General features: G+C 45.1%; 22 protein-coding genes, 1 rRNA gene and 1 other annotated feature. Of the genes, 11 read left to right on the top strand and 12 right to left on the bottom strand.

The window, feature by feature from the left end:
* Window positions 1-26: 26 nt before the first annotated feature.
* Complete coding sequence (locus tag NL645_RS16315) at window positions 27-1,697, bottom strand: sensor histidine kinase (protein ID WP_253652047.1); 1,671 nt, start codon at window positions 1,695-1,697, stop codon at window positions 27-29.
* Window positions 1,698-1,890: 193 nt separating this feature from the next.
* Window positions 1,891-3,375: a carbon starvation protein A gene (locus NL645_RS16310; RefSeq protein ID WP_005381914.1), complete on the bottom strand. Its 1,485-nt coding sequence runs from the start codon at window positions 3,373-3,375 to the stop codon at window positions 1,891-1,893.
* Window positions 3,376-3,655: 280 nt separating this feature from the next.
* On the opposite strand from NL645_RS16310, the gene NL645_RS16305 reads away from it, so the two are divergent.
* A complete protein-coding gene (locus NL645_RS16305; RefSeq protein ID WP_012842128.1) occupies window positions 3,656-3,997 on the top strand; it encodes a DUF2799 domain-containing protein in 342 nt (113 codons plus the stop codon).
* A gap of 113 nt (window positions 3,998-4,110) precedes the next feature.
* A complete protein-coding gene (locus NL645_RS16300; protein ID WP_012842127.1) occupies window positions 4,111-4,383 on the top strand; it encodes a hypothetical protein in 273 nt (90 codons plus the stop codon).
* Window positions 4,384-4,434: 51 nt separating this feature from the next.
* On the opposite strand, the gene murQ is transcribed toward NL645_RS16300, so the two are convergent.
* Together murQ and NL645_RS16290 are read right to left on the bottom strand one after the other, a co-directional pair.
* The gene (murQ, locus tag NL645_RS16295) at window positions 4,435-5,364 is read right to left on the bottom strand and encodes an N-acetylmuramic acid 6-phosphate etherase (RefSeq protein WP_134647790.1); all 930 of its coding nucleotides are present in this window, start codon (window positions 5,362-5,364) and stop codon (window positions 4,435-4,437) included.
* Between the two features lie 36 nt (window positions 5,365-5,400).
* Window positions 5,401-6,513: an anhydro-N-acetylmuramic acid kinase gene (locus NL645_RS16290; protein WP_182036161.1), complete on the bottom strand. Its 1,113-nt coding sequence runs from the start codon at window positions 6,511-6,513 to the stop codon at window positions 5,401-5,403.
* Between the two features lie 99 nt (window positions 6,514-6,612).
* Between NL645_RS16290 and nagZ the strand changes: the two genes are divergently transcribed.
* From nagZ to tyrA, 3 genes are all read left to right on the top strand, one after another.
* Entirely contained in the window at window positions 6,613-7,596 is a 984-nt protein-coding gene (nagZ, locus tag NL645_RS16285) for a beta-N-acetylhexosaminidase (protein WP_046873941.1), read from the top strand.
* A gap of 207 nt (window positions 7,597-7,803) precedes the next feature.
* Complete coding sequence (locus NL645_RS16280) at window positions 7,804-8,880, top strand: 3-deoxy-7-phosphoheptulonate synthase (protein ID WP_005397501.1); 1,077 nt, start codon at window positions 7,804-7,806, stop codon at window positions 8,878-8,880.
* A gap of 21 nt (window positions 8,881-8,901) precedes the next feature.
* Window positions 8,902-10,029 (top strand): bifunctional chorismate mutase/prephenate dehydrogenase, encoded by a 1,128-nt coding sequence (tyrA, locus tag NL645_RS16275; RefSeq protein ID WP_253652046.1) that lies wholly within the window; start codon window positions 8,902-8,904, stop codon window positions 10,027-10,029.
* Between the two features lie 77 nt (window positions 10,030-10,106).
* Here the strand turns inward: tyrA and NL645_RS16270 are convergent, their stop codons facing one another.
* The 3 genes from NL645_RS16270 to ettA form a co-directional block, all read right to left on the bottom strand.
* Window positions 10,107-11,108 carry a peptidoglycan DD-metalloendopeptidase family protein gene (locus tag NL645_RS16270; protein WP_253652045.1) on the bottom strand — a complete coding sequence of 334 codons (1,002 nt, stop codon included), beginning with the start codon at window positions 11,106-11,108 and terminating at the stop codon, window positions 10,107-10,109.
* Window positions 11,109-11,136: 28 nt separating this feature from the next.
* Window positions 11,137-11,505, bottom strand: a complete 369-nt coding sequence (locus NL645_RS16265) for a PilZ domain-containing protein (RefSeq protein WP_253652044.1) — start codon at window positions 11,503-11,505, stop codon at window positions 11,137-11,139.
* 231 nt (window positions 11,506-11,736) lie between these two features.
* Entirely contained in the window at window positions 11,737-13,404 is a 1,668-nt protein-coding gene (gene ettA / locus NL645_RS16260) for an energy-dependent translational throttle protein EttA (protein ID WP_253652043.1), read from the bottom strand.
* A 373-nt stretch (window positions 13,405-13,777) separates the two neighbouring features.
* Between ettA and sltY the strand changes: the two genes are divergently transcribed.
* Both sltY and trpR read left to right on the top strand, forming a co-directional pair.
* Entirely contained in the window at window positions 13,778-15,715 is a 1,938-nt protein-coding gene (gene sltY, locus NL645_RS16255; RefSeq protein WP_253652042.1) for a murein transglycosylase, read from the top strand.
* Window positions 15,716-15,728: 13 nt separating this feature from the next.
* Window positions 15,729-16,037: a trp operon repressor gene (gene trpR / locus NL645_RS16250; RefSeq protein ID WP_012842123.1), complete on the top strand. Its 309-nt coding sequence runs from the start codon at window positions 15,729-15,731 to the stop codon at window positions 16,035-16,037.
* A 110-nt stretch (window positions 16,038-16,147) separates the two neighbouring features.
* Here the strand turns inward: trpR and yjjX are convergent, their stop codons facing one another.
* From yjjX to NL645_RS16225, 5 genes are all read right to left on the bottom strand, one after another.
* Window positions 16,148-16,681, bottom strand: a complete 534-nt coding sequence (gene yjjX, locus NL645_RS16245; protein WP_005397487.1) for an inosine/xanthosine triphosphatase — start codon at window positions 16,679-16,681, stop codon at window positions 16,148-16,150.
* 24 nt (window positions 16,682-16,705) lie between these two features.
* Window positions 16,706-17,884, bottom strand: coding sequence for a prephenate dehydratase (gene pheA / locus NL645_RS16240; protein WP_005397485.1), 1,179 nt, complete (start codon window positions 17,882-17,884; stop codon window positions 16,706-16,708).
* Between the two features lie 12 nt (window positions 17,885-17,896).
* Window positions 17,897-18,018 (bottom strand) — a sequence feature (Phe leader region).
* A 108-nt stretch (window positions 18,019-18,126) separates the two neighbouring features.
* Window positions 18,127-18,453: a ribosome-associated translation inhibitor RaiA gene (gene raiA / locus NL645_RS16235; protein WP_005397484.1), complete on the bottom strand. Its 327-nt coding sequence runs from the start codon at window positions 18,451-18,453 to the stop codon at window positions 18,127-18,129.
* A 325-nt stretch (window positions 18,454-18,778) separates the two neighbouring features.
* On the bottom strand, window positions 18,779-20,260 hold the full coding sequence (locus NL645_RS16230; protein WP_309474421.1) for a lytic transglycosylase F: 1,482 nt from the start codon (window positions 20,258-20,260) through the stop codon (window positions 18,779-18,781).
* Between the two features lie 144 nt (window positions 20,261-20,404).
* Window positions 20,405-21,133, bottom strand: a complete 729-nt coding sequence (locus tag NL645_RS16225) for an outer membrane protein assembly factor BamD (protein ID WP_006743118.1) — start codon at window positions 21,131-21,133, stop codon at window positions 20,405-20,407.
* A 136-nt stretch (window positions 21,134-21,269) separates the two neighbouring features.
* Here NL645_RS16225 and rluD point away from each other — a divergent pair, with 136 nt between their 5' ends.
* The 4 genes from rluD to NL645_RS16205 form a co-directional block, all read left to right on the top strand.
* Window positions 21,270-22,247, top strand: a complete 978-nt coding sequence (gene rluD, locus NL645_RS16220) for a 23S rRNA pseudouridine(1911/1915/1917) synthase RluD (protein WP_005385913.1) — start codon at window positions 21,270-21,272, stop codon at window positions 22,245-22,247.
* A gap of 1 nt (window position 22,248) precedes the next feature.
* The gene (pgeF, locus tag NL645_RS16215) at window positions 22,249-22,977 is read left to right on the top strand and encodes a peptidoglycan editing factor PgeF (RefSeq protein WP_253652041.1); all 729 of its coding nucleotides are present in this window, start codon (window positions 22,249-22,251) and stop codon (window positions 22,975-22,977) included.
* Window positions 22,978-23,121: 144 nt separating this feature from the next.
* A complete protein-coding gene (clpB, locus tag NL645_RS16210; protein ID WP_005397478.1) occupies window positions 23,122-25,695 on the top strand; it encodes an ATP-dependent chaperone ClpB in 2,574 nt (857 codons plus the stop codon).
* Between the two features lie 507 nt (window positions 25,696-26,202).
* Window positions 26,203-26,426: ribosomal RNA gene (locus tag NL645_RS16205) — 16S ribosomal RNA — on the top strand; the annotation flags it as partial.

The raw sequence follows: 26,426 nt of genomic DNA, 5'->3' as shown, positions 1-26,426 counted from the left end.
ATTACCTTTATTGCTTCAGCGTGCTTTTATGATTTTGGGGGAATGATAAAGCTCATTTTAGTAAATTGATGTGGCTCGCACGTAATTTTTAGCGCTGCATCACGTCCAAATTGATTAGTGAGACGTTTGTCGACAATTTCTAAACCTAGCCCTGAGTGGTTTTCTTTTGGTGGTTCAAAACTGCCTGCGTTGTCTTCGACGGTAATCAAGTGACCTTGTGGGTGTGCTTCGCTGTATATATGAACTTTACCACCTTCAAGCATATTTGAAATGCCATGCTTAATGGCATTCTCAACCAAAGGCTGGAGTGTAAAGCTTGGTAATTTGATGTCCAGCAATTCAGGTTGAATATCGATTTCAACCTCTAAGCGGTCCGTAAAACGCGCTTTTTCGATGCTCAAGTACGAGTTCACATGTGCAAGCTCTTCCTTTAGCGTCACGGTATTAATGTTCTGCTTTAAATTGCTGCGGAAGAAGTGCGATAAATTTTGGATTAGCTCGCGCGCTTTGTCAGGATCACGACGAGTAATCGCACTAATAGTATTGAGTGCATTAAACAAAAAGTGTGGATTCACCTGAGCGTGAAGCAGTTTGATTTCTGCTTGAGCGAGCAAGGCTTGTTGTTGTTGGTAATCGCCATACAGGATTTGGCTAGAGAGAAGCTGAGCTATCCCTTCCGCCATTGACATGTTGGCCGTGGAGAACAATTTACGCTTCGGTTCATACAGCTTAATGGTACCAATGACCTCTTTTCCCGCACGCAGTGGGATGATCAGCGCGGAGCCAAGTTTGCAGTCTTTTGCGATGGAACATTGGTATGGACGTTCTGCGCCATCAAGATAAATGATGTCGTTTTTCTCCATGGAATCCAATGTGCTTTGCGATGAAATCGGCGTGTTCGGTTTATGGTGATCATCGCCAATGCCCACAAACGCTAAGATTTTTTCTTGGTCGGTAATCGCGACAGCGCCCACTTTGGTTTCTTCATAAATAATACGTGCGATTTTCTCAGCGTTTTCGGTGTTGAAGCCGTTGCTTAGAATTCCCACTGAGCGATCAGCAATGGTGAGTGCTCGACGCGAAAACGTCGCAGAAAACTTTTCAAAGATCGCTTTTCTGTCTTGCAGGATACTCATGAACAATGCCGCACCAAATGAGTTCGCGATGATCATCGGTGCTGCAATGGCAGACACCAGCTCATAGGCTTGAGCAAAAGGTTTCGCGACGGCGAGCAGCAAAATCATTTGCACCACTTCTGCAACAAACGTGACGCTGAATACGACGCTTGGATTAAACAGCAATGCGCCTTTATTTCGCTTGATAAGGTAAACGTGGAGCAAGCCACCAATTACACCCTCGGCGGTGGTTGAAATTGCGCAGGCGAGGTCAGTAAAGCCACTAAGAGAGTATCGATGGATGCCACCAGTAAATCCGACGGCGAAACCTACAACAGGTCCACCAAACAGCCCGCCCATGACCGCGCCGATCGCGCGAGTATTAGCAATAGCATCGTTGATGTGCAGACCGAAATAGGTGCCGAGAATACAAAAGCCAGAGAAGAGTACGTAACAAATTAGGCGGTGGCTTAAGCGCGAAGAAATACTCAGCAAAGGTAAGATGATTGGCGTTTTACTTAGCATGTAAGCCAAAACTAAGTACACACACATCTGTTGTAAAAGGGAAACGACCAGTTCCATAGTGAACCTAACCTAGAATCAATGTTGTTATTGTATACCTAAGTCACCTCAAGATGCTTGGCTCAGATAAATAAGAACAGCTAAGTAAATGACGCTGCGCTCCGAGTTCTGAACCTTAAAGTGACTTGGGTATAAAACAAAAAGAGCCTGCAATTGGCAGGCTCCTATCTTAGTCACTCAGATGTGACGAGTATTACGCTGTTTCTGATACGGCTTGTGGTTTCTCTTCGTCAGCCAGTTCAGTTTCACCTTTACCCTTAGAGGTTTTGATAACGTAACCAGTCACTGCTAGGGCAAACACAATACCGACGATAGTTGATAGTTGCATTGGCAGGCCAAAACCTAGCGAGCTGTTGTTTAAGATGAACGTGACACATACCGTGGTCATGAAGATAGCAGGGATAGTGGTAATCCAGTGCAGCTTGTTGTGACGTAGTAGGTAAGCGGACGCAGTCCAAAGCATCATTACTGCTGTTGTTTGGTTAGCAAAACCGAAGTAGCGCCAGATAATGCCGAAGTCTACTTGAGTTAAGATACCGCCGATAACGAACAGTGGAAGTGCCATCAGTAGGCGGTTACGTAGCGTCTTTTGTTCCATGTTGAAGTATTCAGCAAGGATCAGACGGCTTGAACGGAACGCTGTATCGCCAGACGTAATTGGTAGGATAACCACACCTAAGAACGCAAGGATACCACCGAACACACCAAGCAGACCAAATGATGCGCTGTATACTACGTTACCAGGACCACCGTTTTTCACAGCTTCTGATAGTGCGTCTAGAGAGCCGAAGAAAGACAGAGCGATAGCACACCAGATTAGCGCGATAACACCTTCACCAATCATTGCTCCGTAGAAAACGAAACGACCGTTTTTCTCGTTTTCCATACAACGCGCCATCAGTGGAGACTGAGTCGCGTGGAAGCCAGAGATCGCGCCACATGCGATAGTGATGAACAGTGCTGGCCATAGTGGCATATCATTTGGGTTAAGGTTCGAGAACATGTCTGAAACTTGGAAGTCACCCATTACTGTGTGTTCGCTAGAAAACGCAACGGCTGTCATTAGACCAACAGACATAAAGATAAGCAGAGCGCCAAACAGTGGGTAGAAGCGGCCAATGATTTTATCGACAGGAACAATCGTCGCAATGATGTAGTAAGCGAAGATAGCGATAACCATAGTAGTCATGCTTACGCTCAAGCTTGTTTGATCATTGATGAGGTTAGTAATCATGCCTGCAGGTGCAGAAACGAACACTACGCCAACAAGAAGCAGTAGGACAATGGCAAAAATATTCATAAAGTGTTTTGCGCCATTACCTAGGTAGCGACCCGTAATAGTAGGTACAGATGCACCGCCGTTACGTACTGAAAGCATGCCAGAGAAGTAATCGTGTACTGCGCCTGCAAAAATACAACCGACAACAATCCAAAGCATTGCCGCTGGACCGTATAGTGCACCCATGATTGGGCCGAAAATTGGACCAACACCAGCGATGTTAAGTAGCTGAACTAGATAAACTTTCTTTGTTGACATTGGAACGAAGTCAACACCGTCCGATTTGGTGTGAGCAGGCGTTTGGCGTTTTTCATTGATGCCGAAAATCTTCTCGACGAAAGCGCCGTAGATGAAGTATCCGCCGATTAGGGCTGCGACACAGGTTAGAAACCACATCATAGCAATTGTCCTTGGTCTTAGTTGGGTAGGGTAATTTTTTAATCTCAGGATGCATGTTATGCGTCACTTGTGTTAAATGCATTCGGTTAGTAGATGAGTGGTCGAATAGAGCACTGAGTGGTCGATATACTGCTTGAGCGGTTTTTAAAATTGGCGAACGGTTGATTGCAGTAGTGAGCGGTTGATTCGAGGCGTCAGTGGCTTAATCTGCAAGCTAAGCGGCAAACGCCAATAATTAGTGGTAAGCTTATTTTTGAAAACAATTACTTAAGGAAGAACCATGAAAAAGGCAACGTTAGGTTTGGCGCTGGCTTTACTTGCAGGATGCGCTGCAACGACGGAAGATCTTGCCAAGTCAGGAGATTGGCATCAGATCGGATATCAAGATGGTGTAGCCGGACATACATCACGCACGATGAGCGAGCTGCGTGAGTTGGGTAGCGTTAAGCAAAGTGATTACGACCAAGGTTATTTAGAGGGGCTACGTGAATACTGCAACCCTGCTTTTGCGTATCAAATGGGGCTATCTGGTCAGTATTATGAAGGGGTTTGTGAGGGTACTGAGCAAGCACAAAAATTCCGTATGGAATGGCAGCGTGGCTGGAATGAGTACTCAAATTAATAGTCAATAAAGCCGTTGTGATACCGTCCGCAAAACATAATTGTGGCAAAATCCCCATTATTAAACTATGTTCATATTGCTTGATAGTGAGCACAGAAAAAAGGAATCACATTATGTCAACGCAAATGGCTGGTGGCTGGAGTCCATTTAATGAACTCAAAGCAGAGGATAAAGAAGTATTTGCTAAAGGTATCGAGGGGTTTGTCGGCGTCAAATATTCCCCTTTGGTTGTGGCTACTCAAGTCGTAGCCGGACAAAACTATGCGTTTTTCTGTAATGCAGAAGTTGTCTACCCTGGAGCACAACCATACCCAGCAATGGTTCATATGTTCAGCGACCTTGAAGGTAAAGTCGGTATTACTCACATTGAACGATTGAACTACTAAATTAAGCCATAAAAGGCGCCTGACTTTTAAATAAGTGAGGCGCTTTATTGATTAAGATTGATTCGCTTGATCGATCACGACTTTTCTTAAATATCCTTGTTTGGCTTTCAGTTGCTCAGTCGCGCTTTCTTTATCCAGCCCGGTTAAAATCATCAAAATAGCTAACTTGGCGTCGTAGTCCGTTTCTTTGAGAGCCGTTTTAGCCTCTTGGTTAGTACAATCTGTTGCTTGCATAACAATACGAGCCGCTCTTGCAACTAGCTTTGCATTCGTCGCTTTCACATCTACCATTAAGTTCTGATAACTTTTACCTAGGCGAATCATGCTTGCAGTAGTGAGCATGTTCAGGACGAGCTTTTGCGCCGTCCCTGATTTTAAGCGAGTGGAGCCCGTTAACGCTTCAGGTCCAACAACGGGGCTGATCGCAATATCGGCAATATCGGCAATCGGAGAGTCAGGGTTACAAGATAGTGCTACAGTGGTGGCACCAAGTTCGTTCGCATACTCTAAGCCACCAATCACGTACGGTGTTCGTCCACTTGCCGCAATACCAACGACGACATCGCGTTGTGTTAGCGCATTCTCTTTAAGATCTTGCTCGCCTAGTGCAGGATCGTCCTCGGCCCCTTCTTTTGCACGGAACATTGCCTCTTTTCCACCCGCAATAATACCAACGACCATCTCAGGATCCGTGCCAAAAGTCGGCGGGCATTCTGAAGCGTCCAAGACGCCGAGCCGACCACTGGTGCCTGCACCGATGTAAAACAACCGACCTCCGACCTTAAATGCTTCCGTGATCTTATCAACGGCTTCAGCGATCTCAGGCAACACTTTTTCAACGGCAAGAGGAACGAGTTTGTCCTGTTGGTTGATGCGTTGAACAATATCGAGAGAAGGCAGCAAGTCGATGTCCATGGTGTCTGGATTTCGCCCTTCAGATACCAGATGGGATAAAGCTGCGATAAGTGCATCGTTTGTCATAATGAATTAAGCCTTTTTGTTTAGGATCTATTGCCCTTAATTTTTTGAATAGAGTACACCCAGTGAAGCGAGACGACTTGCCCCCGTAACTTCCGGTAAGTTGCTAGGGAGGCCGTGAATATGGCGCTGCGCAAGCCAAGCAAACGCCATTGCTTCCATGTAGTCGCCATCAACGCCTTTTTCTGCCGTTGTCGCAACGCTCCATTGTGGCAATAACTTGGCCAGTCGCTGCATCAAAAGTGGGTTTCTTGCTCCACCGCCACAGACCAATAGTTGAGGCGTGATGCCATGAGAAAACTTGTCGACTTCGTTGGCAATGGTAATCGCAGAGTATTCGCAGAGTGTACGCTGTACGTCTTCGGTTGGTAAATTGTAATGAGCCAGTTGCTGATGCAGCCAGTCAATATTGAACAGTTCTCGCCCGGTACTTTTAGGTGCTGGCATGGCGAGGTAAGCTTCTTTAAGTAATTGAGTCAACAAAGTCGCGTTTACCGTTCCTTTCAGTGCAAATTGTGCATCTTTGTCGAAGCTTTGCCCAGTGTGCAGCGCACACCACGCGTCCATCAACATGTTGCCCGGACCTGTGTCATAGCCAATGACTGGTTGCTCGGGATGCAGTACAGAGATGTTGGCAATACCACCGATGTTCAGCACGACGGTGGTGGAATCTTGCATGGCAAAGATACTTTTATGAAAAGCGGGAACCAGCGGTGCACCTTGACCACCTAGCGCCATATCTTTACGTCTAAAATCTGCAACCGTATCAATCCCTGTTTTCACTGCGATGATGTTGGCATCACCCAACTGAGTGGTAAAGGGTAACTCTCCAGTAGGTTGGTGGAATACCGTTTGACCGTGATTACCAATCGCACGAATTTGTTCCGCGACGTAGCCAGACTTATTGAGCAGTTGTAAAATGGCGTCAGCGAAGAGGTGGCCAAGTTGGTGATCCAATTCACCTATGGCTTTTAAATTTGTGGCTTGACCGGTACAAACAGATAACAGCATTTCTTTCAGTGCTGTGGGCATTGGGTAATCGTCGTGCGCAACCAGACGAACGTGCTCATCACTTATTTCAACCAGAGCGGTATCAACGCCGTCCATACTCGTTCCAGACATCACACCAATGTACAGTTCGTTAAATTTCATAGCCGATCTCGTCAATTCTTCATTCACTTATTGTAAAGCAAATCTGAAGCGAATAACCTCATCGAATACGAGATATTCAGCCGATTTTGAGGAGAAAACATGGGACCGTTATGGGTTGACGTCGCGGGTTATGAACTGACCGCTGAAGACAAAGAAATTCTGGAACATCCTACGGTTGGTGGCTTAATTCTATTTGCTCGCAACTATCATGATAGTGAACAGCTTCAAGCACTTACTCAATCAATCCGCAAGGCAGCCAAGCGCCCGATTTTGATCGGTGTGGATCAAGAAGGGGGGCGAGTACAACGCTTCCGTGAAGGTTTCTCGTTGATCCCTGCAGCAGAAGAATACGCCAAACATCAAAATGGTGAAGAGTTAGCACGTATGGGCGGTTGGCTAATGGCAGCGGAGTTGATAGCACACGACATTGATTTAAGCTTTGCACCCGTGCTCGATAAAGGTCATCAATGTAAAGCGATCGGTAACCGAGCATTTGGCGAAGATGCCGATACCATTCTTCGATTTAGCACCGCTTACATGCAGGGTATGAAGAGCGTTGGAATGGCAACAACAGGTAAACACTTCCCGGGTCACGGTGGTGTGATTGCTGACTCACACTTAGAAACGCCATACGACGAGCGCAGCGACATTTTTGAACAAGACATGGCTATCTTTAAAGCGCAAATTGATGCCGGTATTTTAGATGCCATGATGCCTGCTCACGTGATTTTTCCGAACTACGACTCTCAGCCTGCGAGTGGTTCCGAATACTGGTTGAAACAAGTTTTGCGACAGCAACTCGGTTTTAAAGGATTGGTTTTCTCCGATGATCTGACGATGGAAGGCGCTGCAATTATGGGTAGCCCTGCCGAGCGTGGGGCTCAAGCCCTGAAAGCCGGTTGCGATATGCTATTGATGTGTAATAAGCGCGAAGCACATATTGAGGTGTTGGATAACTTGCCGGTATCAACTGTGCCACTGGCGGATGCGTTACTGAAAAAACAGTCGTTTTCTCTAAGCGATCTCAAGTTATCTCAAGAGTGGAAAGCGGCGAGTGAAGCGATGAAACGCTTGACCAGCTAAACTTCTTGTAAACGATTCAAAACACCGATTAGAAGCCAAAGTTAATTATACTTTGGCTTTTTATTTATCTGTAAATAAAAATTTACACAAAATGTTTTTTATTGTGTACGCTTGTTTTTCTTTTTTAGCCTGTTATCTTGTAGTTAAAGCTAAGTTGCCTCACCAAGGATTTGGTTGGGTGTAAAAATAAATATACAGGTTAGAGTTATGCAGAAAAGTGAGTTGAGCAATATTAATATTAGCGAAGAGCAGGTTCTTATTACTCCAGAGGAGCTAAAAACCAAGCTTCCTTTGAGTGAAAAAGCGCGCCGCTTTATTCAAGAGTCTCGCCAAACTATCGCTAATATTATTCATAAAAAGGATCATCGCCTGCTAGTTGTATGTGGTCCATGTTCTATCCACGACGTGGAAGCGGCGAAGGATTACGCAAAACGTCTTAAAGCGCTCTCTGAACAATTAAGTGACCAACTGTATATTGTTATGCGTGTTTACTTTGAAAAACCACGCACCACGGTCGGCTGGAAAGGGCTGATTAACGATCCGCACCTCGATGGCAGCTTCGATATTGAACATGGTCTGCATGTTGGACGCGAACTGCTAGTGGAATTGGCAGAGATGGAAATCCCGCTCGCGACTGAAGCTCTGGACCCAATTAGCCCACAATACTTGGCGGACACTTTTAGTTGGGCTGCGATCGGCGCACGTACTACGGAGTCACAAACTCACCGTGAAATGGCAAGTGGCCTGTCTATGCCAATCGGTTTTAAAAATGGCACGGATGGCAGTTTGGCAACCGCAATCAATGCGATGCAAGCTGCGTCTTCTAGCCACCGTTTTATGGGGATCAACCGTGAGGGACAAGTAGCGCTATTGACCACTCAGGGTAATGCTAATGGACACGTGATCTTACGTGGTGGCAAGCAAACTAACTACGACTCAGTGTCAGTTACTGAGTGTGAGCAAGAAATGGCGAAATCTGGCCTTGATGCATCATTAATGGTGGATTGTAGTCACGCCAACTCACGTAAAGATTACCGTCGCCAGCCATTGGTCGCAGAAGATGTTATTCACCAAATCCGTGAAGGTAATAAGTCCATTATCGGCCTTATGATTGAAAGCCATATCAATGAAGGAAATCAATCTTCTGACTTAGCTCTCGAAGAAATGAAATACGGTGTATCTATCACTGACGCATGTATCAATTGGGATTCAACTGAGGCACTATTACGTCATGCACATGAAGAGCTCGTGCCTTTCTTAGAAAATCGTCTAAAGGCTAATTAATACAGGATTTAAGGAACATCAATGGCAGTTGAACTTAACGCATTGCGCGATCAAATTGATGCAGTCGACAAGCAAATGTTGGAGCTATTAGCTCAGCGTTTGGCGCTCGTAGAGAAAGTTGGGGAAGTAAAAAGCGAACATGGTTTGCCTATTTATGCTCCTGATCGTGAAGCGGCGATGCTGGCTTCTCGCCGAGCAGAAGCTGAGAAAATGGGCATTCCTCCACAGCTTATTGAAGATATTCTGCGTCGTACCATGCGTGAGTCTTATGCCAGTGAAAAAGACTCCGGTTTTAAGTGTTTGAACCCTGAATTACGCTCAGTGGTCATTATTGGTGGTAATGGCCAGTTAGGCGGCCTGTTTGGACGTATGTTCAAGCTATCTGGTTATCAAGTCAAAGTGCTTGGTAGCAAAGACTGGGAGCGTGCGGATGACATCCTAAAAGATGCGGGCCTGGTGGTGGTTACTGTGCCGATTCACCTAACAGAAGGTGTGATTGAAAAGCTAGGTAATCTGCCACAAGACTGCATTCTGTGTGACCTGACTTCTATCAAATCTAAGCCACTGCAAGCAATGTTGAATGTGCACCAAGGACCGGTAGTTGGATTACACCCAATGTTTGGTCCAGATGTGCCTAGCCTTGCCAAGCAGGTGATTGTGTACTGTGATGGGCGTGGAAATGATCAATACCAATGGTTGCTGCAACAGTTTGGTATTTGGGGCGCGAGCTTGTGTCAGATTGATGCGCAAGAGCACGATCATGGCATGACGTTAATCCAAGCGCTGCGTCACTTCACCTCATTTGCTTACGGCATGCATCTAAGCAAAGAGAACCCGAACATTGAGCAACTGTTAAAGTTGAGCTCACCAATCTACCGCCTGGAGTTGGCGATGGTAGGGCGTCTGTTTGGTCAGGATCCAAACCTCTACGGTGACATTATTCTCTCATCGCAAGAAAACATCGACATGATTAAGCGATTCCACCAACGCTTCGGCGAAGCACTTGCGATTTTGGATAGCAAAAATAAAGCCAAATTTGTCGAAAGCTTTGAGCAGGTGAGTGAGTGGTTTGGTGATTATTCACAACAATTTATGAATGAGAGCCAAAACTTACTCAAACAGGCGAATGATAATATTCATCGCGGTTAATCGCGGGTTATCTATCCGTGTGGAGCCCGAAACGAAAAGAGCAGCTTACGCTGCTCTTTTCTGTGTCGAGAGATAAATCAGTTAGTCGCGGTATTGCTGGTATCTTCACTTGATACTGTATTGATACTGGTGTCGCGATAGGGGGAGTTGGTTAAATTGACTTGCAGACGCACGACATTATCAATCAATTGAACTAAAGGGCCCCATTTCACTTTTTTCTCTTTTTTAAATACATAATTGAAGTTTTCAGGTGTCCACTCCATCAAGTATTGAGGGTTGAGTGCTCGCCCGAGAAAGCGCACCTCATAATGCAGGTGCGGGCCAGTGGAATTACCTGAACTACCACATTGAGCAATCACATCGCCTTTACTGACAAATTGGCCGCTTTTCACTTTAAAGCGTTGTAAGTGAGCAAAGGAGCTCATAAAGCCAAATGAGTGACGAATAGTGACATAGTTGCCATAGCCACGATTACTCGGGCGAACGGTTTCCACCACTCCGTCTGCAGGTGCGAGGATTTCTTCTCCTCGTTTACAGGTAAGATCGATACCAGTATGAACGTGTCGTTTACCTGAAATAGGATTAATGCGACTGCCATAGGAAGAAGAAATACGTTGGTATGTCACTGGACTATCATTTGGAATCAAACGAAACATGGTTGCTCGAACCGCGGAATCGATAGCTGCTGCATCAATTCGCTCTTCTAACGCCATGTTGTTTTCATCGATCATCAGCTCTTCGTCTGCGAGACCTAGAACCGATTCGACGTCGAATACCCGTTTTCCTAATAGCTGAATTTGATTGTTTTTATCGGTCAATGATTGAGAAAGCGAGTGGTTGGTATCAAGCTGCTCTTCATAAAGAGCGGTGATTTCGGCCTTTTCACTTTCTAGTTTGGCGATGGTTTGTGTTAGTTCGTCTTTATTGTGTATCTGCTGTTGATTGAGGTACCACGCGCCACCAACGACGGCGGGTAATGCCAATACCGAAGCAAATACTGCTAGGACCGAACTGCGGCCCAAATAGAACTGCTGATCGCCGTCTTTCGTCGGGATCTGCATGATGATTTTTTTAGACATAGTTATTGTTACTTAAATAGGCGTTCATTTATTTTTCTCCTAAATCAGAGAGATGTTCTAACTCTCGGTTCAGAAGGTCGTTATTGCCTACATTCAATTCTATAAATCGTTTTAGTTGGCTAATGCTCTCGATGTCTATCTTGATGATCTTTAACCTAATCTCACACTTAGAAACATCCACAATTTGCGCTTTTAACGTAATCACTTGTTCAGATTGATCAAATGAAAAAGCAACATGGGCTGGAAGGGTTGGATCCAAAGCCTCAGTCTCTTCCACTTTCATGAGTAAACCATGTAAGGAAAGATCTTGAATCCTAGCTTCAATTGCCAAGTCACGTTGTTCTACCTTCGCTGGCGCTTGATGGAGAATGCGTGAAAAGCGTCGTCTCTCTGCCATGTGCATTTTCTCGTCATGTCTTCAAACAGAATTGAATAGTATATCAATGCGAACAAAAAATGTTCGATTGCTGTTTGAAAAGTGTCGAGGTCGCTACAGAGTGACGTAAGTGCAATGTCATGTTCTTAACGAACGAGACGGGCTAATGAGCTCTTTTTTATAACAAAGAAAACAAAGGCCGCTATGATAGCGGCCTTTGTACAAATTACAATCAAACTTTGCGAGTTGCGATTACTTCGCAATACGCTTGTATTTGATGCGGTGTGGTTCTGCGGCTTCAGGGCCCAACGTTTTCTTCAACCAGTCCATGTACTCGGTGTAGTTACCTTCGTAGAAGTTAACTTGGCCTTCGTCACGGTAGTCAATGATGTGGGTCGCGATACGGTCAAGGAACCAACGGTCGTGCGAGATAACCATTGCACAACCAGGGAACTCTAGTAGTGCTTCTTCTAGAGCACGCAGTGTTTCAACGTCAAGGTCGTTGGTCGGTTCGTCGAGTAGTAACACGTTACCGCCCGCTTTAAGCAGTTTCGCAAGGTGGACACGGTTACGCTCACCACCTGATAGCTCACCAATGATTTTTTGTTGGTCGCTGCCTTTAAAGTTAAAGCGCGAACAGTACGCGCGAGCAGGGATTTCGAAGTTGTTGATCTTAATAATATCAGCGCCTTCAGAAATCTCTTGGAATACGGTTTTAGAATCGTCCATGCTGTCACGGAACTGATCGACCGATGCAAGTTTCACAGTATCGCCCATTTCAATTGTGCCTGAATCTGGTTGTTCAGTACCACTTAACATCTTGAATAGGGTCGATTTACCTGCGCCGTTCGCACCGATGATACCAACAATCGCACCTTTAGGGATGTTGAATGATAGGTCATCAATTAGAACACGGCCGTCAAATGACTTCGTTAGGTTCTTCACTTCAATAACTTTATCACCTAGACGCTCACCTGGCGGGATAAACAGTTCATTGGTTTCGTTACGTTTTTGGTGATCAGAGCTTTGCAGCTCTTCAAAGCGTGCCATACGTGCTTTTGATTTCGCTTGACGACCTTTAGGGTTTTTACGTACCCACTCAAGTTCTTTCTCGATGGTTTTTTGACGAGCACTTTCTTGAGATGCTTCTTGTTGTAGACGAGCGTCTTTTTGCTCCAACCATGAGGTGTAGTTACCTTCCCATGGGATACCTTCACCACGGTCAAGCTCTAAGATCCAACCCGCGGCGTTATCTAGGAAGTAACGGTCGTGGGTGATAGCGACTACAGTACCTGTGTAATCCACTAAGAAGCGCTCTAACCAAGCGACAGATTCTGCATCTAGGTGGTTGGTAGGCTCATCAAGCAGCAGCATGTCTGGCTTAGAAAGTAGCAGGCGACAAATAGCGACACGACGGCGTTCACCACCTGATAGATGCGCAATTTTTTGGTCCCATTCAGGTAAACGAAGTGCGTTTGCTGCTCGCTCAAGTGCGTTTTCTAGGTTGTGACCATCTTTCGCTTGAATCAGAGCTTCAAGTTCGCCTTGCTCTTTTGCAAGTGCGTCGAAGTCTGCATCTGGTTCTGCGTAAGCCGCATAGACCGCATCCAAACGTTTCAGTGCGTCAGCAACGTCAGCAACCGCTTCTTCAACAACTTCACGAACGGTTTTTGATTCGTCTAATACTGGCTCCTGAGGTAGGTAGCCTACGTTTAGACCAGGTTGTGGACGCGCTTCACCGTCGATATCCGTGTCGATACCTGCCATGATACGTAGCAGTGTGGATTTACCTGCACCGTTCAGACCTAAAACACCGATTTTCGCACCAGGGAAGAAGCTCAGAGAGATGTCTTTAAGAATTTGACGCTTAGGTGGCACAATCTTGCTCACCCGCGACATGGTATATACGTATTCAGCCATTGCCGATCGTTCCTAAATTAACTGTCATTCAAACCTATCATTTTATACCAAGTGCTTTGTTTTTGTTACCGCATTGCAAGAATTTCCCTTTCGAATGGATTTCTTATTTTGAGCTGACCGGAAACTTACACGGTTAGGGTATACACTTTTGTTATTCGTTATAAATGACGAAGTGCTTTCTGCACAAGTTAGGAACTCCTTGTCTCCATCGTCTTAAAAGTTTCACGAGTACAATTTTTAATACACTAAGTTGCTTTACATGGACATCTGCGTTCTGTGTAAATAGATGCATGTGTGAAAATTGCCTTAACATCACATGAACGCTAACAAAACGAGGCTTTGGGGCAGTATATGTCTGGGGAAAATGACACAAATGAGATTCAACGTATCTGAATTGGCTAAAAACGTATGCTGTGCAGCCGCGCTGTGTGCGATGAGTTTGAGTGCTAATGCCGCGCTGAGCTTGGAAAAGCAGCGTGAAGTTTATGAGCAAGCTCAAGATTTATTAGATAAAAATGACATCGACGGATACCTTTCGATCCGTCCTAAAATTTCTGACTATCCACTGACGCCTTATGTGGACTACCGAACGTTTATTAGACAGTTACCGGAAAAATCGCCACAGCAGGTGAACGAATTTATTTCGGAGCACGAGTCGTTTCCTTTTTCTCGTCGTGTGCGCGCTCCATACCTCAACCATCTTTATAAGCAAAAAGATTGGAAAACCATTACTGAGTTTCAAAAAGTCATTCCAAGTGGCGAGCGTTACCAATGTATTTTCTACGTGGCTCAGTTAGAGCAAGGTAAGAAAGTTGCCGCGTTTAAAGGGGCTGAGCATATGTGGTTGCGTGGCAGAAGTATTGCCGATGAGTGCGATCCATTATTCGCAGCATGGGACAAGGCAGGTGAACGTACTGATGAATTGATCCTCCAGCGTATGCTACTGGCGTTTGATGCTCGTAATGGCAGTTTGATGAGTTACTTACTTAAACTGCCTAAATCCTCGCAGGCAAGGCAACAAGCGAAAGAAATGAAGGCGTTGTTTGATAACCCTTCAAGCGTTGCGGAGTTCGCGAAGAAAAAAACGGCTAATGATTTTAATCGAGCGCAAAGCGAATATGCGTTGGAAAAGCTAGCTCGCATGAATACCAGTCAAGCGCAGAGTGTATATGATGCCGTTATTAAAGGGCAGAAGTTTTCTCCAGAAAAGGCGCAAGCCCTGGCTGACTATATCGCATTTCGATTGACCCGTACGGAGTCTGAGTCACTAGCGAAGTGGCGTGATGATAAAACGAAAACCAGCCAGTACTTACCGCTCATTGAAACTCGCATTCGCTTAGCGATTCAGAACGCGGATTGGAAGGGCGTACAAGAGTGGATTGCCGTTCTCAATAAAGAAGAGCAAGCGTCGCTTCGCTGGCAATACTGGCTTGGACGAAGTGAAATTGCGTTAGGTGATGACATCGCAGGGAAACAGCGTTTAGCGACTTTGGTCGGGCAGCGAAACTTTTATAGTGTGGCAGCCGCCAATGCGATTGGACAATCAATCAAATACCCTACGCATACGGTTAAGTTTGATAAGCGAGTGGTTCAACCCTATCAAGACTCGTTAGTTCGTATTGAAGAGTTGATCGCGACGGATAAAATTGCAGCAGCGAAAAGTGAATGGGCACATTTATTGCGCCGCGTAGGGAAAGATGAAAAGGCGATGCTGGCGGCTTATGCGTCTTCTAAGCGTTGGCATAACCTAACGGTGACCGCGAGTATTCAAGCGCAGATGTGGGATAATATCGAACTGAGGTTCCCGATTGCGCATCGCTGGTGGTTTAACTTTTATGCAAAAAAACACAACATAGATCCCGTGACGATGATGTCCCTAGCTCGACAGGAAAGTGCGTTGGATGTCGAAGCCCGTTCTCCAGTTGGTGCTCGTGGTCTTATGCAGATCATGCCCGCTACAGCAAAGTACACGGCACGTAAATATAAGTTGAGTTATCAAGGTACGCAGGATCTCTACAATGTGGGCAAAAATATCGAAATTGGTAGCCATTATTTGCAAGGCTTATTAGAGGATTACGATAATAATCGTATTTTTGCTCTTGCTGCTTATAATGCAGGTCCTAACAGAGTAAAAACGTGGCGAGAGCGTACCCAAGGAAAAGTGGATGCTTATGCCTTTATTGAGGCAATTCCATTTAGAGAGACTCGCGGTTATGTACAAAACATCCTGATGTTTGAAACATATTACCGTGATCTTTTGGGTATCGATGGCGCGTTCTTGAATCAACATGAGATCAATACCAAGTATTGAGTGAGGTAACTTGATGTCGCACGAACCCGAGTACAAAGACTGGCAACAGATTATTGAGCTAATTCGAACTAGCATGGACAGTGAGCAAGATGACATGCTGTTAACCATGCTGATGTCACGTGATGAGAGAGAATCATTAATATCACGCGTTAATATTATTAACGAGCTTCTTAAAGGAGAATTATCTCAACGCCAGATCAGCCAGATGCTTGGCGTGGGTATTGCCACTATTACTCGTGGCTCTAACGAGTTAAAGTCTAAATCTGATGAAGAGAAAGACAAACTCAAGGTTTTGTTAGAGCAAGTTGCGGTATCTAAGTAGCCAGTGATTCCTATTCGCTTTTAGGTATTGGTATCACAAGTGGTTAAGATAACGTGTTAAAAAGGGCGGAAATATCCGCCCTTTTTCGTACCTAGCGAATAGGATGAGCGTTATAAATTTGAAGGGAAGTGCTCAGGGTTTGTGAATGGAATCAGAGCCAGAATCAAGGCTTGATGGTAAACCGAACTTCGAGTCAGCTGGTTTTGGGTGAGCAGGCTGATGGCACCACCTTTCTGTTTGATGTTCTCGGTACCAAACACCTCATCCATGACATCTCCCAGCTCATTCGCATGCTCGAGTTTTTCCAATACTTTGGGCGGCAGCATTAAGCTCGCAGAGCGAGATTCACCGCGGTGAGTATTCGACTCAATAACCATCCACGCAAACGTCACGTTTGTTTCAATTCCCGCTTCAAGTCCGACATAGTAATCCGCGTTTGGCATCTCTACTTTTGCGTTTTTAACGCGGTTTAGTGCACCGCGATGAGTTTCTTCATCAGTCATAGGTTGATCTGCGACTTCACTAGGTACACTGACGCCGACGAAGTTGAACTCTTGGTGCGGAAATGCACTGTTAAATGCACTTTGAACGGCATTAATTTTAGCTGGGTTTAGCGATGCGATTACGACTTTTTGGGTTGCCATGATCTTTTTACTCACTGGTGTCTATTAACTCAATTTTACTTGGGTAGGCTTTACGTTCTCACTAGGGTAACAGCCTAATACTTTCAAGTGTTTAGTTATTTTTGTTAGCTCTTCTAGTGCCTGTTGCATTTCTGTCGAAGCAAGATGAGATTCCAAGTCTACGTAGAACATCTCCTCCCATGGGTTCCCCATAATTGGACGTGATTCTAGCTTGGTCATATTGATGCCGTAACGTTGCAGCACTAATAGTGTTTCAACCAATGAGCCAGCCTCTTGGGAGGTCGACATGATCAAGGTGGTTTTTGCTGGAATCTGAGTTGAAACCTCAACTGGTTTGCGAGCAACCACGATAAAACGAGTATGGTTCTCAGTTTGGTTTGCGATGTTGCCTTGAATTGCTTGCAAGCCGTATAGCTTACCGCTTGATGCATTACCAATTGCAGCAACATCATCACGATCCATCTCTTGGACTTTTTGCATTGCATCTGCCGTGCTGGCGCAAGACTCCAGTTTTACACCTTTCATACGGCTTAAAAACTCACTGCACTGTTGGTGTGGCTGAGGATGTGAATACAGCGTTTTAATGTTTTCCAGACGAATGTCTTTTTTCGCAACCAAGCAGTGCTCGATTGGTTGAGTTAGCTCTCCAACGATGTACAGCGTCGTGTGTTGTAGTAGGTCATACACTTCATTAATAGAGCCTGAACTGGTGTTTTCGATAGGCAGAACACCATAATCAGCATGGCCCGATTCTACTGTTTGAGTCACTTCTTTGAAGTGTTCGCAGTTGAGCTCGATAAGTTCTGTATTTTTACGGCTGAAGTATTCGCGGCTTGCCAAGTGCGAGTAAGAGCCTTTGGCTCCTAAGAAAGCGACGCGAGCAAGTGGCTTACGACTTTGTTGCGGGTTAACGAGGTTTTGCAGGTAACTTTGCTGAAGAAGCACAGAGTCTTCAATGATGGTATGGAAAAGTTTAGTGATGTACTGCGCGTCGAGTTCGTATTTATCTCGGCCATTAGAAATCAGCTTAACTAATAGTTGTTGTTCTCGAACGGCATCACGAACGGGTTTTGAGGTTTGTACTTTGCTTTTGGCTACTTCAATGCTGAGTTTACGGCGCTCAGACAATAAGCTGAGAAGTTGGTCATCTAGCTCATTCAAGCGCAAACGAATTTCTTCGAGGGAAATAGGTTGGTCAGTCATCAATTCTTTCCTTATAAAAAAGCCTCCCGATTTGGGAGGCTTTCTGTTTGTTTTTGACTTTTCTTTCACAAACGAGTTCGCCCCTCCGACTATGGGAGGAAAAAGAAGTCAAAAATAAACAGTGAGGTTAAATGCATAAATAGTGCTTAATTTATGAGTGTTTAAACACAATAAGCAAGGCAGGGGAGAGCGTCAAGCAAAAAAATAGCGCCTTTCGGCGCTATTTCCTCAATCAGGTCAGTTTACTCTTCTTCTTCCACTAGCTCAGGCTTATTTGCACGTCGAGCTTCAGGTTTGTGGGTCAGCTTGTTCAATTGTCGTTCTAGTTTTTGCTCCACTTCGTTGATAGCTGCGTAAAGATCTTCGTGAGTTGCTGAGGCAATGAGCTGGCCTTTAGGAACTTTAATAACCGCTTCGAATTTCTTCTGTTTGTTTGGTTCCTCACTGAAAGTTGCTTGGCAACCAATTAGGTCTACTTGCCATTTCTCCAGTTTTTTAAACTTGCTCTCAATATGAGCTCGGATTGCAGAGGTGATTTCGATGTTTTTGCCAGTGATATTCATTGTCATAAGTGTTTTTCCTCTGTTGCATCCCTCATGGGTTGAGTTCAGATTACCGCTTTAAGCATAAAAAAATGTGACTCAGATCATTATTTTGTTCGGGTTTTTTATGATGAAAAATGAATGTGATCTCACTCAAGATCTGCTGAGATTTATCGTGAAATTGCTTGTTATCGGTTAGTAAATCCGTAGATTGGATAGAGTACTCAGCTGAAAACGTCTTCGTTTTTAGGGAAGTTTTACGGCCTAATATTAGAGGTGGTTAAAATTTAACTATACGTAAAGTGTGATGACAGTCACTGAGTCTCTCAGACGAATTTATTTACAAAGCCGCTTATTGTACAAGCGGCTTTTTTGTGTCTGGCGTTTGACTGACTTTTCGTAGCGGTATCATGAAGAAGGGATCCTTTGGAGCCAGTGATACCCGCTCTAGACTTTTGACCTGGTCCAAACTTTCTAGCTGTTTGTATATAACGTAATAGCGATTAATGCTTGTGACGTACCCAACCGTTGAGCTTAAACTTTTCCGCATAACGACTTCCACGTTATTGAACCAAATATTAGGATCGTAGCCTTGCTGGGCTGCACGTTTACGAATTCGTTCTACATTCCCGGGGCCAGCATTGTAAGCCGCTAAGGTAAAGTAGAGTTTATTTTCCGCCGTAATAGCAGGATCACTGAAGTACTGTTTACGCAAAAATGCTAAATACTTCACGCCAGCATGAATATTGTTTTCTAGCTGCCGAACGTTTTTGATATTGATATTAGGGTCTCGAGCCGTGCTGGGTAAAACTTGCATTATGCCGACTGCACCTCGACTTCCAACGAGGTCGTTATTAAAGCCGGACTCTTTATAAGCGACGGCTGCGATCAGTAGATAGTCGATATCGTACTTCTCACCATAGCGTGAAAACAACGTAGCAAGCTTTTCTAGTTGAGCAATTTTGTTGGGGTTAAGGGCTTTGTTTAGCCAACCTGTGTTATCGATGTATTTTCCGTAAATGACGTTACCGAGCAGTGTCCCAGAACGAGATTTCTGAATAAACTTGTTCACGACGGCTTTCAAACTTGGGCTGTTTTCCCGCATTGCCCAAGCGATTTTACCATTTTCACGAATAGGGATTTCTGGGTGAGCTCGAATATCATCCATCACTTTCAGCCAAAGTTTGGCTTTATGACTATCGAGAACAATGGCTTTGACGTAGCCGTTATTGAGCATCCCAACCAGTTCGTAGTCTTGCAGTGTTTCTTCAATAAAATGTACGACAACGGGTGGCAAGCCTTTTTTATTTAGCTTCTTATTTAGTGCTTGAATACTCTCAAAGTAGCTAGAACTGGCACGTACCCAAACCTCTTTGCCGCTCAGTTGCTCAATGTTAGTCATGGCTGGTGTGCTTTTGTTCGTGACTATCCACTCGTCAATACCAGTAAGAATGGGTGAACTAAAATCGACTTTCTGTTTACGTGTGTTGGTAATGGTCAGATTGGCGACGACTAGATCACCGGAGCCATTTTCTAAGGCTGGCAGAAGTTGGTCACGGGCTAGAGGAATAATTTGTACGTTAAGTTTCGGTTTGAGCTTACGAAGGTCTTTTTCGAAATGCGCCAGGAGTTCTGCACCTATTCCTTTTGGTGTACCGCCTTCAATGTAATAGAAGCCTAGATCAGCAGAAACGAGGACACGTAAAACATTCTTCTCTTTAATAACATCGAGATCCCCAGTGTAAGGAGGTTGCTTGAGTGGTGATATTTGCAGTGCGCAAACGGAAGCAGACAATAAGAGCAGCATAACTGCGCATAGCTTAGGTATCGTCACGTTCACATCCTTTTATAAAGGGGAGGGGAACTTTAAGCATATGTAGAGCCCCGTAGATCATCAAGCAAGGGCAGAGAACGCTATTGCGGGTAATAAAAAACCGCCACGGTAAAAACGGTGGCGGTTTAGTTTGAAGCGGCTCAGTTACTTCACAGGGTTGAGCTCGATAAGCTTTTCAGTTCTTGCTACGGCGTCTTCCAAACCGAGTTGCTTGTAGGCCTCTAGCTGGATAGTCAGTGACTTACGTGCCGCTTCTGTGTCTGGGAATGCTTTTTGTAGCTCTTGACTGCGATTAATTGCAGCTACCCAGGCTTCACGGCGGAGGTAGAAGTCAGCCGTCGCTAAGTCATAGTTCGCTAGGCGGTTTTTTAGCGCAACCATGCGTTTTTGTGAATCTTCTGCGTATGGACTGTTCGGGTAGCGTTGGAGCAGTTTTTTGAAGTCATCAAACGCTTTTTTTACTGGCTCAGGATCGCGATCGCTTCGATCTACGCTGAACAGATCATGCATAAAGTTACGATCTTGCGCCATATGGCTTAGGCCGCGCATGTACAGTACCCAGTCCATTTTTTCATGGGTTGGGTTTAAACGCATAAATCGAGAAATGGTTGCCAAGCCCAAAGCAAGGTCGTCGTTTTTGTAGTACGCATAGATTAGGTCAAGCTGCACCTGTTCTGAGTAGGCACCGAATGGGTAACGTGAGTCTAATGCTTCCAGTTTCTCAATTGCAGAAAGCCAATTACCACTTTGAAGAGAAATCTGTGCGTCTGCATACAGTTCCGAAGGCGGCACATCAGGAACGATTTCTTCTTTGCTTGCACATCCAAACAGAAGGGATACCGCTAAAAGGCCTGTTAAAGTCTGACGTTTCATATCAGGAGTCTGTTCCTTGAATCTAAATATTTCTTAAGCTGCCGTTACTTTCTTTCCAGTAACAGATACAATGACGTAATAGTCTATTTTTTCACAGTCGTGAGCATTAGTCTCACAGTTTTTAAAAAAGTTCGATATGGCTCAGCAGATTGTATTAACAAATACCGTAAAAGATAGCCAATTAGGTCAACGTTTAGACCAAGCTATCGCCGAATTATTCGCGGACTTCTCTCGCTCGCGCCTGAAAGAGTGGCTGCTTGATGGGAAAGTTCAAGTTAATGGTGAAGTTGTCACCAAACCTCGCACCAAAGTAATGGGTGGCGAGGAAATTACATTGCAAGCCGAGTTAGAAGATGAAGAACGCTGGGAAGCGCAAGATATCCCGCTAGATATCGTTTTTGAAGATGACGATATTATCGTTATCAATAAGCCTCGTGACTTTGTGGTTCACCCAGGTGCCGGTACGCCAGATGGTACGGTGCTTAATGCGTTGTTGCATCATTACCCTGATATTGCAGAAGTGCCTCGTGCTGGCATTGTGCACCGTCTGGATAAAGACACAACGGGTCTGATGGTGGTGGCGAAAACCGTTCCTGCACAAACTCGTCTGGTTCGCGCGCTGCAAAAACGTAATATTACTCGAGAGTACGAAGCGATCGCTATTGGTCGTATGACAGCGGGCGGTAAAGTGGACCAACCTATTGGTCGTCATTCTACCAAGCGCACGCTTATGGCGGTAGCACCAATGGGTAAACCAGCGGTAACGCACTACCGTGTCGCTGAACGTTTCCGCGAACACACACGTATCCGTCTGCGTCTTGAAACGGGTCGTACGCACCAGATCCGTGTGCACATGTCTTACCTTCAGCATCCGCTGCTCGGTGATATTGCATATGGTGGACGTGCTCGCATCCCGACAGGTGCTTCTGAAGAGCTAACGGCAATGATCCGTGGCTTTGACCGCCAAGCATTGCACGCCGTAATGCTACGCTTTGAACATCCAATTACGGGAGAAGTACTTGAGTTCCATGCCCCTGTGCCTGATGACATGGTGGCGATGACTGAAGCGCTTCGTCAAGATACGGAAGAGCACGGTTTACCGGAAGAGTTCTAAGATGAAGACAATCGTTCCGAATTGGCGTGCGCCTAAAAATGTCAAAGCTTTTGCCTCAACACGTATAGGCGGTTTTTCGACAGGCCCTTATCAAGGGCTAAATTTAGGTACTCACGTTGGGGATGATTTGTCTTTAGTAGAGAAGAACCGAGCTTGGTTGGCGCAGCAGGCGAACATGCCCCATGCGCCAATCTGGTTAAACCAAACGCATTCAACCGTTGTGGCTCAAGCAAATGAACCAACAACACAAGTGCTTGATGCGGACGGTGTATTTACTTCTTCAAGCCATGTTGTTTGTTCAGCGATGACCGCCGATTGTCTACCTGTATTATTGACTAATACACAAGGCACGCAGGTCGCTGCCGTTCATGCAGGGTGGCGCGGCTTAGCAAATGGTATTGTCGAAAATGCATTAGCGTTGTTTTCAGGTGAAGTGATAGCGTGGCTTGGCCCTGCTATTGGGCCTGAAGCTTTTGAAGTCGGTGAAGATGTTCTGCAAGCTTTTGTTGATGTCGATTCTCTGGCACATCAAGCTTTTATGCCACGAGAGGCTAAAGGTAAATGGTTGGCTGATATGTCAAAGCTGGCAACGCAACGTCTAAATCGAGCTGGTGTGACACAAGTGTTTGACTCTGGACTTTGTACTTACCAAGATAAAGCCTCTTTTTATTCGTATCGCCGTGATGGTAAAACTGGTCGGCAAGCCACCTTTATTTGGATTGAAGATTAGTTATAAGCACTAAAGTGCCAAGATGCATAGTGCTATTTTTGCAAAGCTATCTTTATTCATTCACTCCCTTGAAATTCCTCCTCTGAGTATCCATCTTTCTAACTGTCAAAAGAATTTCCTTTAGTTGAGGTTAGGAAGGTAGATATGCGTCTTGATCGATTCACAAGTAAGTTTCAAATCGCTATCTCTGATGCTCAATCACTAGCGTTAGGGCGCGATCATCAATATATCGAGCCAGTTCACCTCATGGTGGCTTTGCTTGACCAAAATGGCAGTCCAATTCGTCCATTGCTTACTATGCTGGATGTGGACGTAACGCATTTACGCTCTAAATTGAGTGAAATGCTAGATCGATTACCAAAAGTCAGTGGCATCGGTGGAGATGTACAGCTCTCTAGTTCGATGGGCACGTTGTTTAACCTGTGTGACAAAGTGGCGCAAAAGCGTCAAGACTCCTATATCTCGTCTGAAATCTTCCTGCTTGCTGCTTTAGAAGATCGCGGACCATTGGGGCAATTACTCAAAGAGATCGGTTTAACAGAGCAAAAAGTTAGCCAAGCAATCGAAAAGATCAGAGGTGGTCAAAAGGTTAATGATCCGAATGCAGAAGAGCTTCGCCAAGCATTGGAAAAGTTCACCATTGACCTGACCGAGCGAGCAGAACAGGGCAAACTGGATCCGGTTATTGGCCGTGATGATGAAATTCGCCGTACCATCCAAGTATTGCAGCGCCGTACTAAAAACAACCCTGTGATCATCGGTGAACCTGGCGTAGGTAAGACCGCAATTGTTGAAGGCTTAGCGCAGCGCATAGTTAACAATGAAGTGCCAGAAGGTTTGCGTGGTCGCCGCGTGCTGTCATTAGATATGGGCGCACTGGTTGCTGGTGCTAAGTACCGTGGTGAATTTGAAGAGCGCTTGAAGTCGGTATTGAATGAACTCGCAAAAGAAGAAGGTAATGTCATTCTGTTTATCGACGAGCTCCACACTATGGTTGGTGCGGGTAAAGGTGAAGGCTCAATGGATGCGGGGAACATGCTCAAACCTGCATTAGCCCGTGGTGAACTGCACTGTGTTGGCGCAACAACACTGGATGAATATCGTCAGTACATCGAAAAAGATGCGGCGTTAGAACGTCGTTTCCAAAAAGTTCTGGTGGATGAGCCGACCGTTGAGGATACCGTGGCTATTTTACGTGGCTTGAAGGAGCGTTATGAGCTTCATCATCACGTTGAAATTACTGACCCAGCGATTGTTGCAGCGGCGAGTTTGTCACATCGTTATGTTTCTGACCGTCAACTGCCAGATAAAGCGATCGACTTAATCGACGAAGCGGCTTCAAGCATTCGTTTACAAATTGACTCTAAGCCAGAGTCATTAGATAAGCTTGAACGTAAAATCATCCAACTTAAGATTGAGCAACAGGCGCTTAGTAACGAGCACGACGAAGCGAGTGAAAAGCGTTTGAAAGCGCTTAATGAAGAACTCAATGAAAAAGAACGTGAGTACGCTGAACTAGAAGAGGTTTGGAATACGGAAAAAGCCGCACTTTCTGGCACTCAACATATTAAGTCTGAGCTTGAACAAGCTCGTATGGATATGGAGTTTGCTCGCCGAGCTGGTGATCTAAACCGCATGTCGGAACTTCAATATGGTCGTATTCCTGAACTTGAGAAGCAGTTAGATCTTGCAACCCAAGCGGAAATGCAGGAAATGACACTATTGCGTAATAAAGTAACCGACAACGAGATTGCAGAAGTACTTTCTAAGCAAACTGGCATCCCAGTATCCAAGATGCTAGAAGCGGAAAAAGAGAAACTACTTCGTATGGAAGACGTACTGCATAATCGTGTGGTAGGGCAAAGCGAAGCGGTCTCTGTTGTATCGAATGCCATTCGTCGTAGTCGAGCTGGGCTTTCTGATCCAAACCGACCAATTGGCTCCTTCTTATTCTTAGGTCCAACTGGTGTAGGTAAAACAGAGCTTTGTAAGACACTTGCGAGCTTTATGTTCGACAGCGAAGATGCGATGGTCCGTATCGACATGTCTGAGTTCATGGAGAAACACTCAGTGGCAAGATTGGTTGGTGCGCCTCCAGGCTATGTCGGATATGAAGAGGGTGGTTACTTAACGGAAGCGGTTCGTCGCAAGCCGTATTCGGTAATTCTGTTAGATGAAGTAGAGAAAGCGCATCCGGATGTATTTAACATTCTGCTGCAAGTTCTCGATGATGGGCGTTTAACGGATGGTCAAGGTCGTACTGTTGACTTCCGTAATACGGTTGTGATCATGACATCGAACTTGGGTTCATCTCGTATCCAAGAGAATTTCGCAACATTAGACTATCAAGGTATCAAGAGTGAAGTAATGGATGTGGTTAGCAAACACTTCCGTCCTGAGTTCTTGAACCGTGTTGACGAAATCGTGGTGTTCCATCCACTTGGTCAAGAGCACATCAAGTCCATCGCTTCTATTCAATTAGAACGTTTGGCGAAACGACTAGAAGAAAAAGGATATCAACTAGAGGTTTCTGACAAAGCACTCGATTTGATCGCTCAAGTTGGTTTCGACCCTGTATATGGTGCGCGTCCTTTAAAACGCGCAATTCAACAGAATGTCGAGAACCCATTAGCCAAATCGATTCTTTCTGGTGAAATTGTTCCAGACAAGAAAGTGCAGCTAATCGTTACTAATGACCAAATTCGTGCCCATCAGTAATTGCACGGATACAATAAGAAATGAGATAAAAATCACATTCAAGGGGCCATTTGGCCCCTTTTCTATAATGTTTTAGAGCCTCTTGCCTGTTTTCTGTACGAATGAACTAAAAAGGTGAGTTTTTTTTAAAAATGCACTTGTGTTCCTTAATGAACGCCCTATAATGCGCCTCCGTTGTCAAGGGAAAGCAAGTTAAGTGACGTCTAGACAACAAGGCCAGTGAGTTAAGAATTAACTCGCAGATAAATAACTTAAAAAAGTGTTTGACACGATAAGTTATCTAGCTAAAATGGCCGTCCACTTTGAAGAGAATTTCAAAGTGTGCTCTTTAAAAATATAGACCTATCAATCTGTGTGGGCACTCGTTGATGATAATCCAATTAGAAGCTTCGGCTTCAAATTAGGTTTCAATGAAACGAAGTGACCATTGAATCTTCGGATTCAGCACAGTCAATTCAAACATTACTTTATGTAATGTTCAGTATTCATTGAGCCGAACAAAATCTTAAATTGAAGAGTTTGATCATGGCTCAGATTGAACGCTGGCGGCAGGCCTAACACATGCAAGTCGAGCGGAAACGAGTTATCTGAACCTTCGGGGAACGATAACGGCGTCGAGCGGCGGACGGGTGAGTAATGCCTAGGAAATTGCCCTGATGTGGGGGATAACCATTGGAAACGATGGCTAATACCGCATGATGCCTACGGGCCAAAGAGGGGGACCTTCGGGC

Origin of the sequence: Vibrio sp. Y51_MX_L26 (genome assembly GCF_024181935.1) — a bacterium.
GTDB classification, from domain to species: domain Bacteria; phylum Pseudomonadota; class Gammaproteobacteria; order Enterobacterales; family Vibrionaceae; genus Vibrio; species Vibrio diabolicus.
The sequence above is the reverse complement of the archived record's forward strand: the minus strand, read 5'-3'. Positions and strand labels throughout refer to the sequence as shown.

Bases quoted from the DNA above. Each gene is read 5' to 3' on its own strand.
- NL645_RS16300 (WP_012842127.1), top strand. From the start codon at position 4,111: ATGTCAACGCAAATGGCTGGTGGCTGGAGTCCATTTAATGAACTCAAA.
- NL645_RS16305 (WP_012842128.1), top strand. From the start codon at position 3,656: ATGAAAAAGGCAACGTTAGGTTTGGCGCTGGCTTTACTTGCAGGATGC.
- nagZ (WP_046873941.1), top strand. From the start codon at position 6,613: ATGGGACCGTTATGGGTTGACGTCGCGGGTTATGAACTGACCGCTGAA.
- rluD (WP_005385913.1), top strand. From the start codon at position 21,270: ATGGCTCAGCAGATTGTATTAACAAATACCGTAAAAGATAGCCAATTA.
- murQ (WP_134647790.1), bottom strand. From the start codon at position 5,364: ATGACAAACGATGCACTTATCGCAGCTTTATCCCATCTGGTATCTGAA.
- tyrA (WP_253652046.1), top strand. From the start codon at position 8,902: ATGGCAGTTGAACTTAACGCATTGCGCGATCAAATTGATGCAGTCGAC.
- yjjX (WP_005397487.1), bottom strand. From the start codon at position 16,681: ATGGCAACCCAAAAAGTCGTAATCGCATCGCTAAACCCAGCTAAAATT.
- pheA (WP_005397485.1), bottom strand. From the start codon at position 17,884: ATGACTGACCAACCTATTTCCCTCGAAGAAATTCGTTTGCGCTTGAAT.
- NL645_RS16265 (WP_253652044.1), bottom strand. From the start codon at position 11,505: ATGGCAGAGAGACGACGCTTTTCACGCATTCTCCATCAAGCGCCAGCG.
- NL645_RS16280 (WP_005397501.1), top strand. From the start codon at position 7,804: ATGCAGAAAAGTGAGTTGAGCAATATTAATATTAGCGAAGAGCAGGTT.
- NL645_RS16290 (WP_182036161.1), bottom strand. From the start codon at position 6,513: ATGAAATTTAACGAACTGTACATTGGTGTGATGTCTGGAACGAGTATG.
- ettA (WP_253652043.1), bottom strand. From the start codon at position 13,404: ATGGCTGAATACGTATATACCATGTCGCGGGTGAGCAAGATTGTGCCA.
- NL645_RS16225 (WP_006743118.1), bottom strand. From the start codon at position 21,133: ATGAAACGTCAGACTTTAACAGGCCTTTTAGCGGTATCCCTTCTGTTT.
- pgeF (WP_253652041.1), top strand. From the start codon at position 22,249: ATGAAGACAATCGTTCCGAATTGGCGTGCGCCTAAAAATGTCAAAGCT.
- NL645_RS16315 (WP_253652047.1), bottom strand. From the start codon at position 1,697: ATGGAACTGGTCGTTTCCCTTTTACAACAGATGTGTGTGTACTTAGTT.
- raiA (WP_005397484.1), bottom strand. From the start codon at position 18,453: ATGACAATGAATATCACTGGCAAAAACATCGAAATCACCTCTGCAATC.
- clpB (WP_005397478.1), top strand. From the start codon at position 23,122: ATGCGTCTTGATCGATTCACAAGTAAGTTTCAAATCGCTATCTCTGAT.
- trpR (WP_012842123.1), top strand. From the start codon at position 15,729: ATGTCGCACGAACCCGAGTACAAAGACTGGCAACAGATTATTGAGCTA.
- NL645_RS16310 (WP_005381914.1), bottom strand. From the start codon at position 3,375: ATGATGTGGTTTCTAACCTGTGTCGCAGCCCTAATCGGCGGATACTTC.
- sltY (WP_253652042.1), top strand. From the start codon at position 13,778: ATGAGATTCAACGTATCTGAATTGGCTAAAAACGTATGCTGTGCAGCC.
- NL645_RS16270 (WP_253652045.1), bottom strand. From the start codon at position 11,108: ATGTCTAAAAAAATCATCATGCAGATCCCGACGAAAGACGGCGATCAG.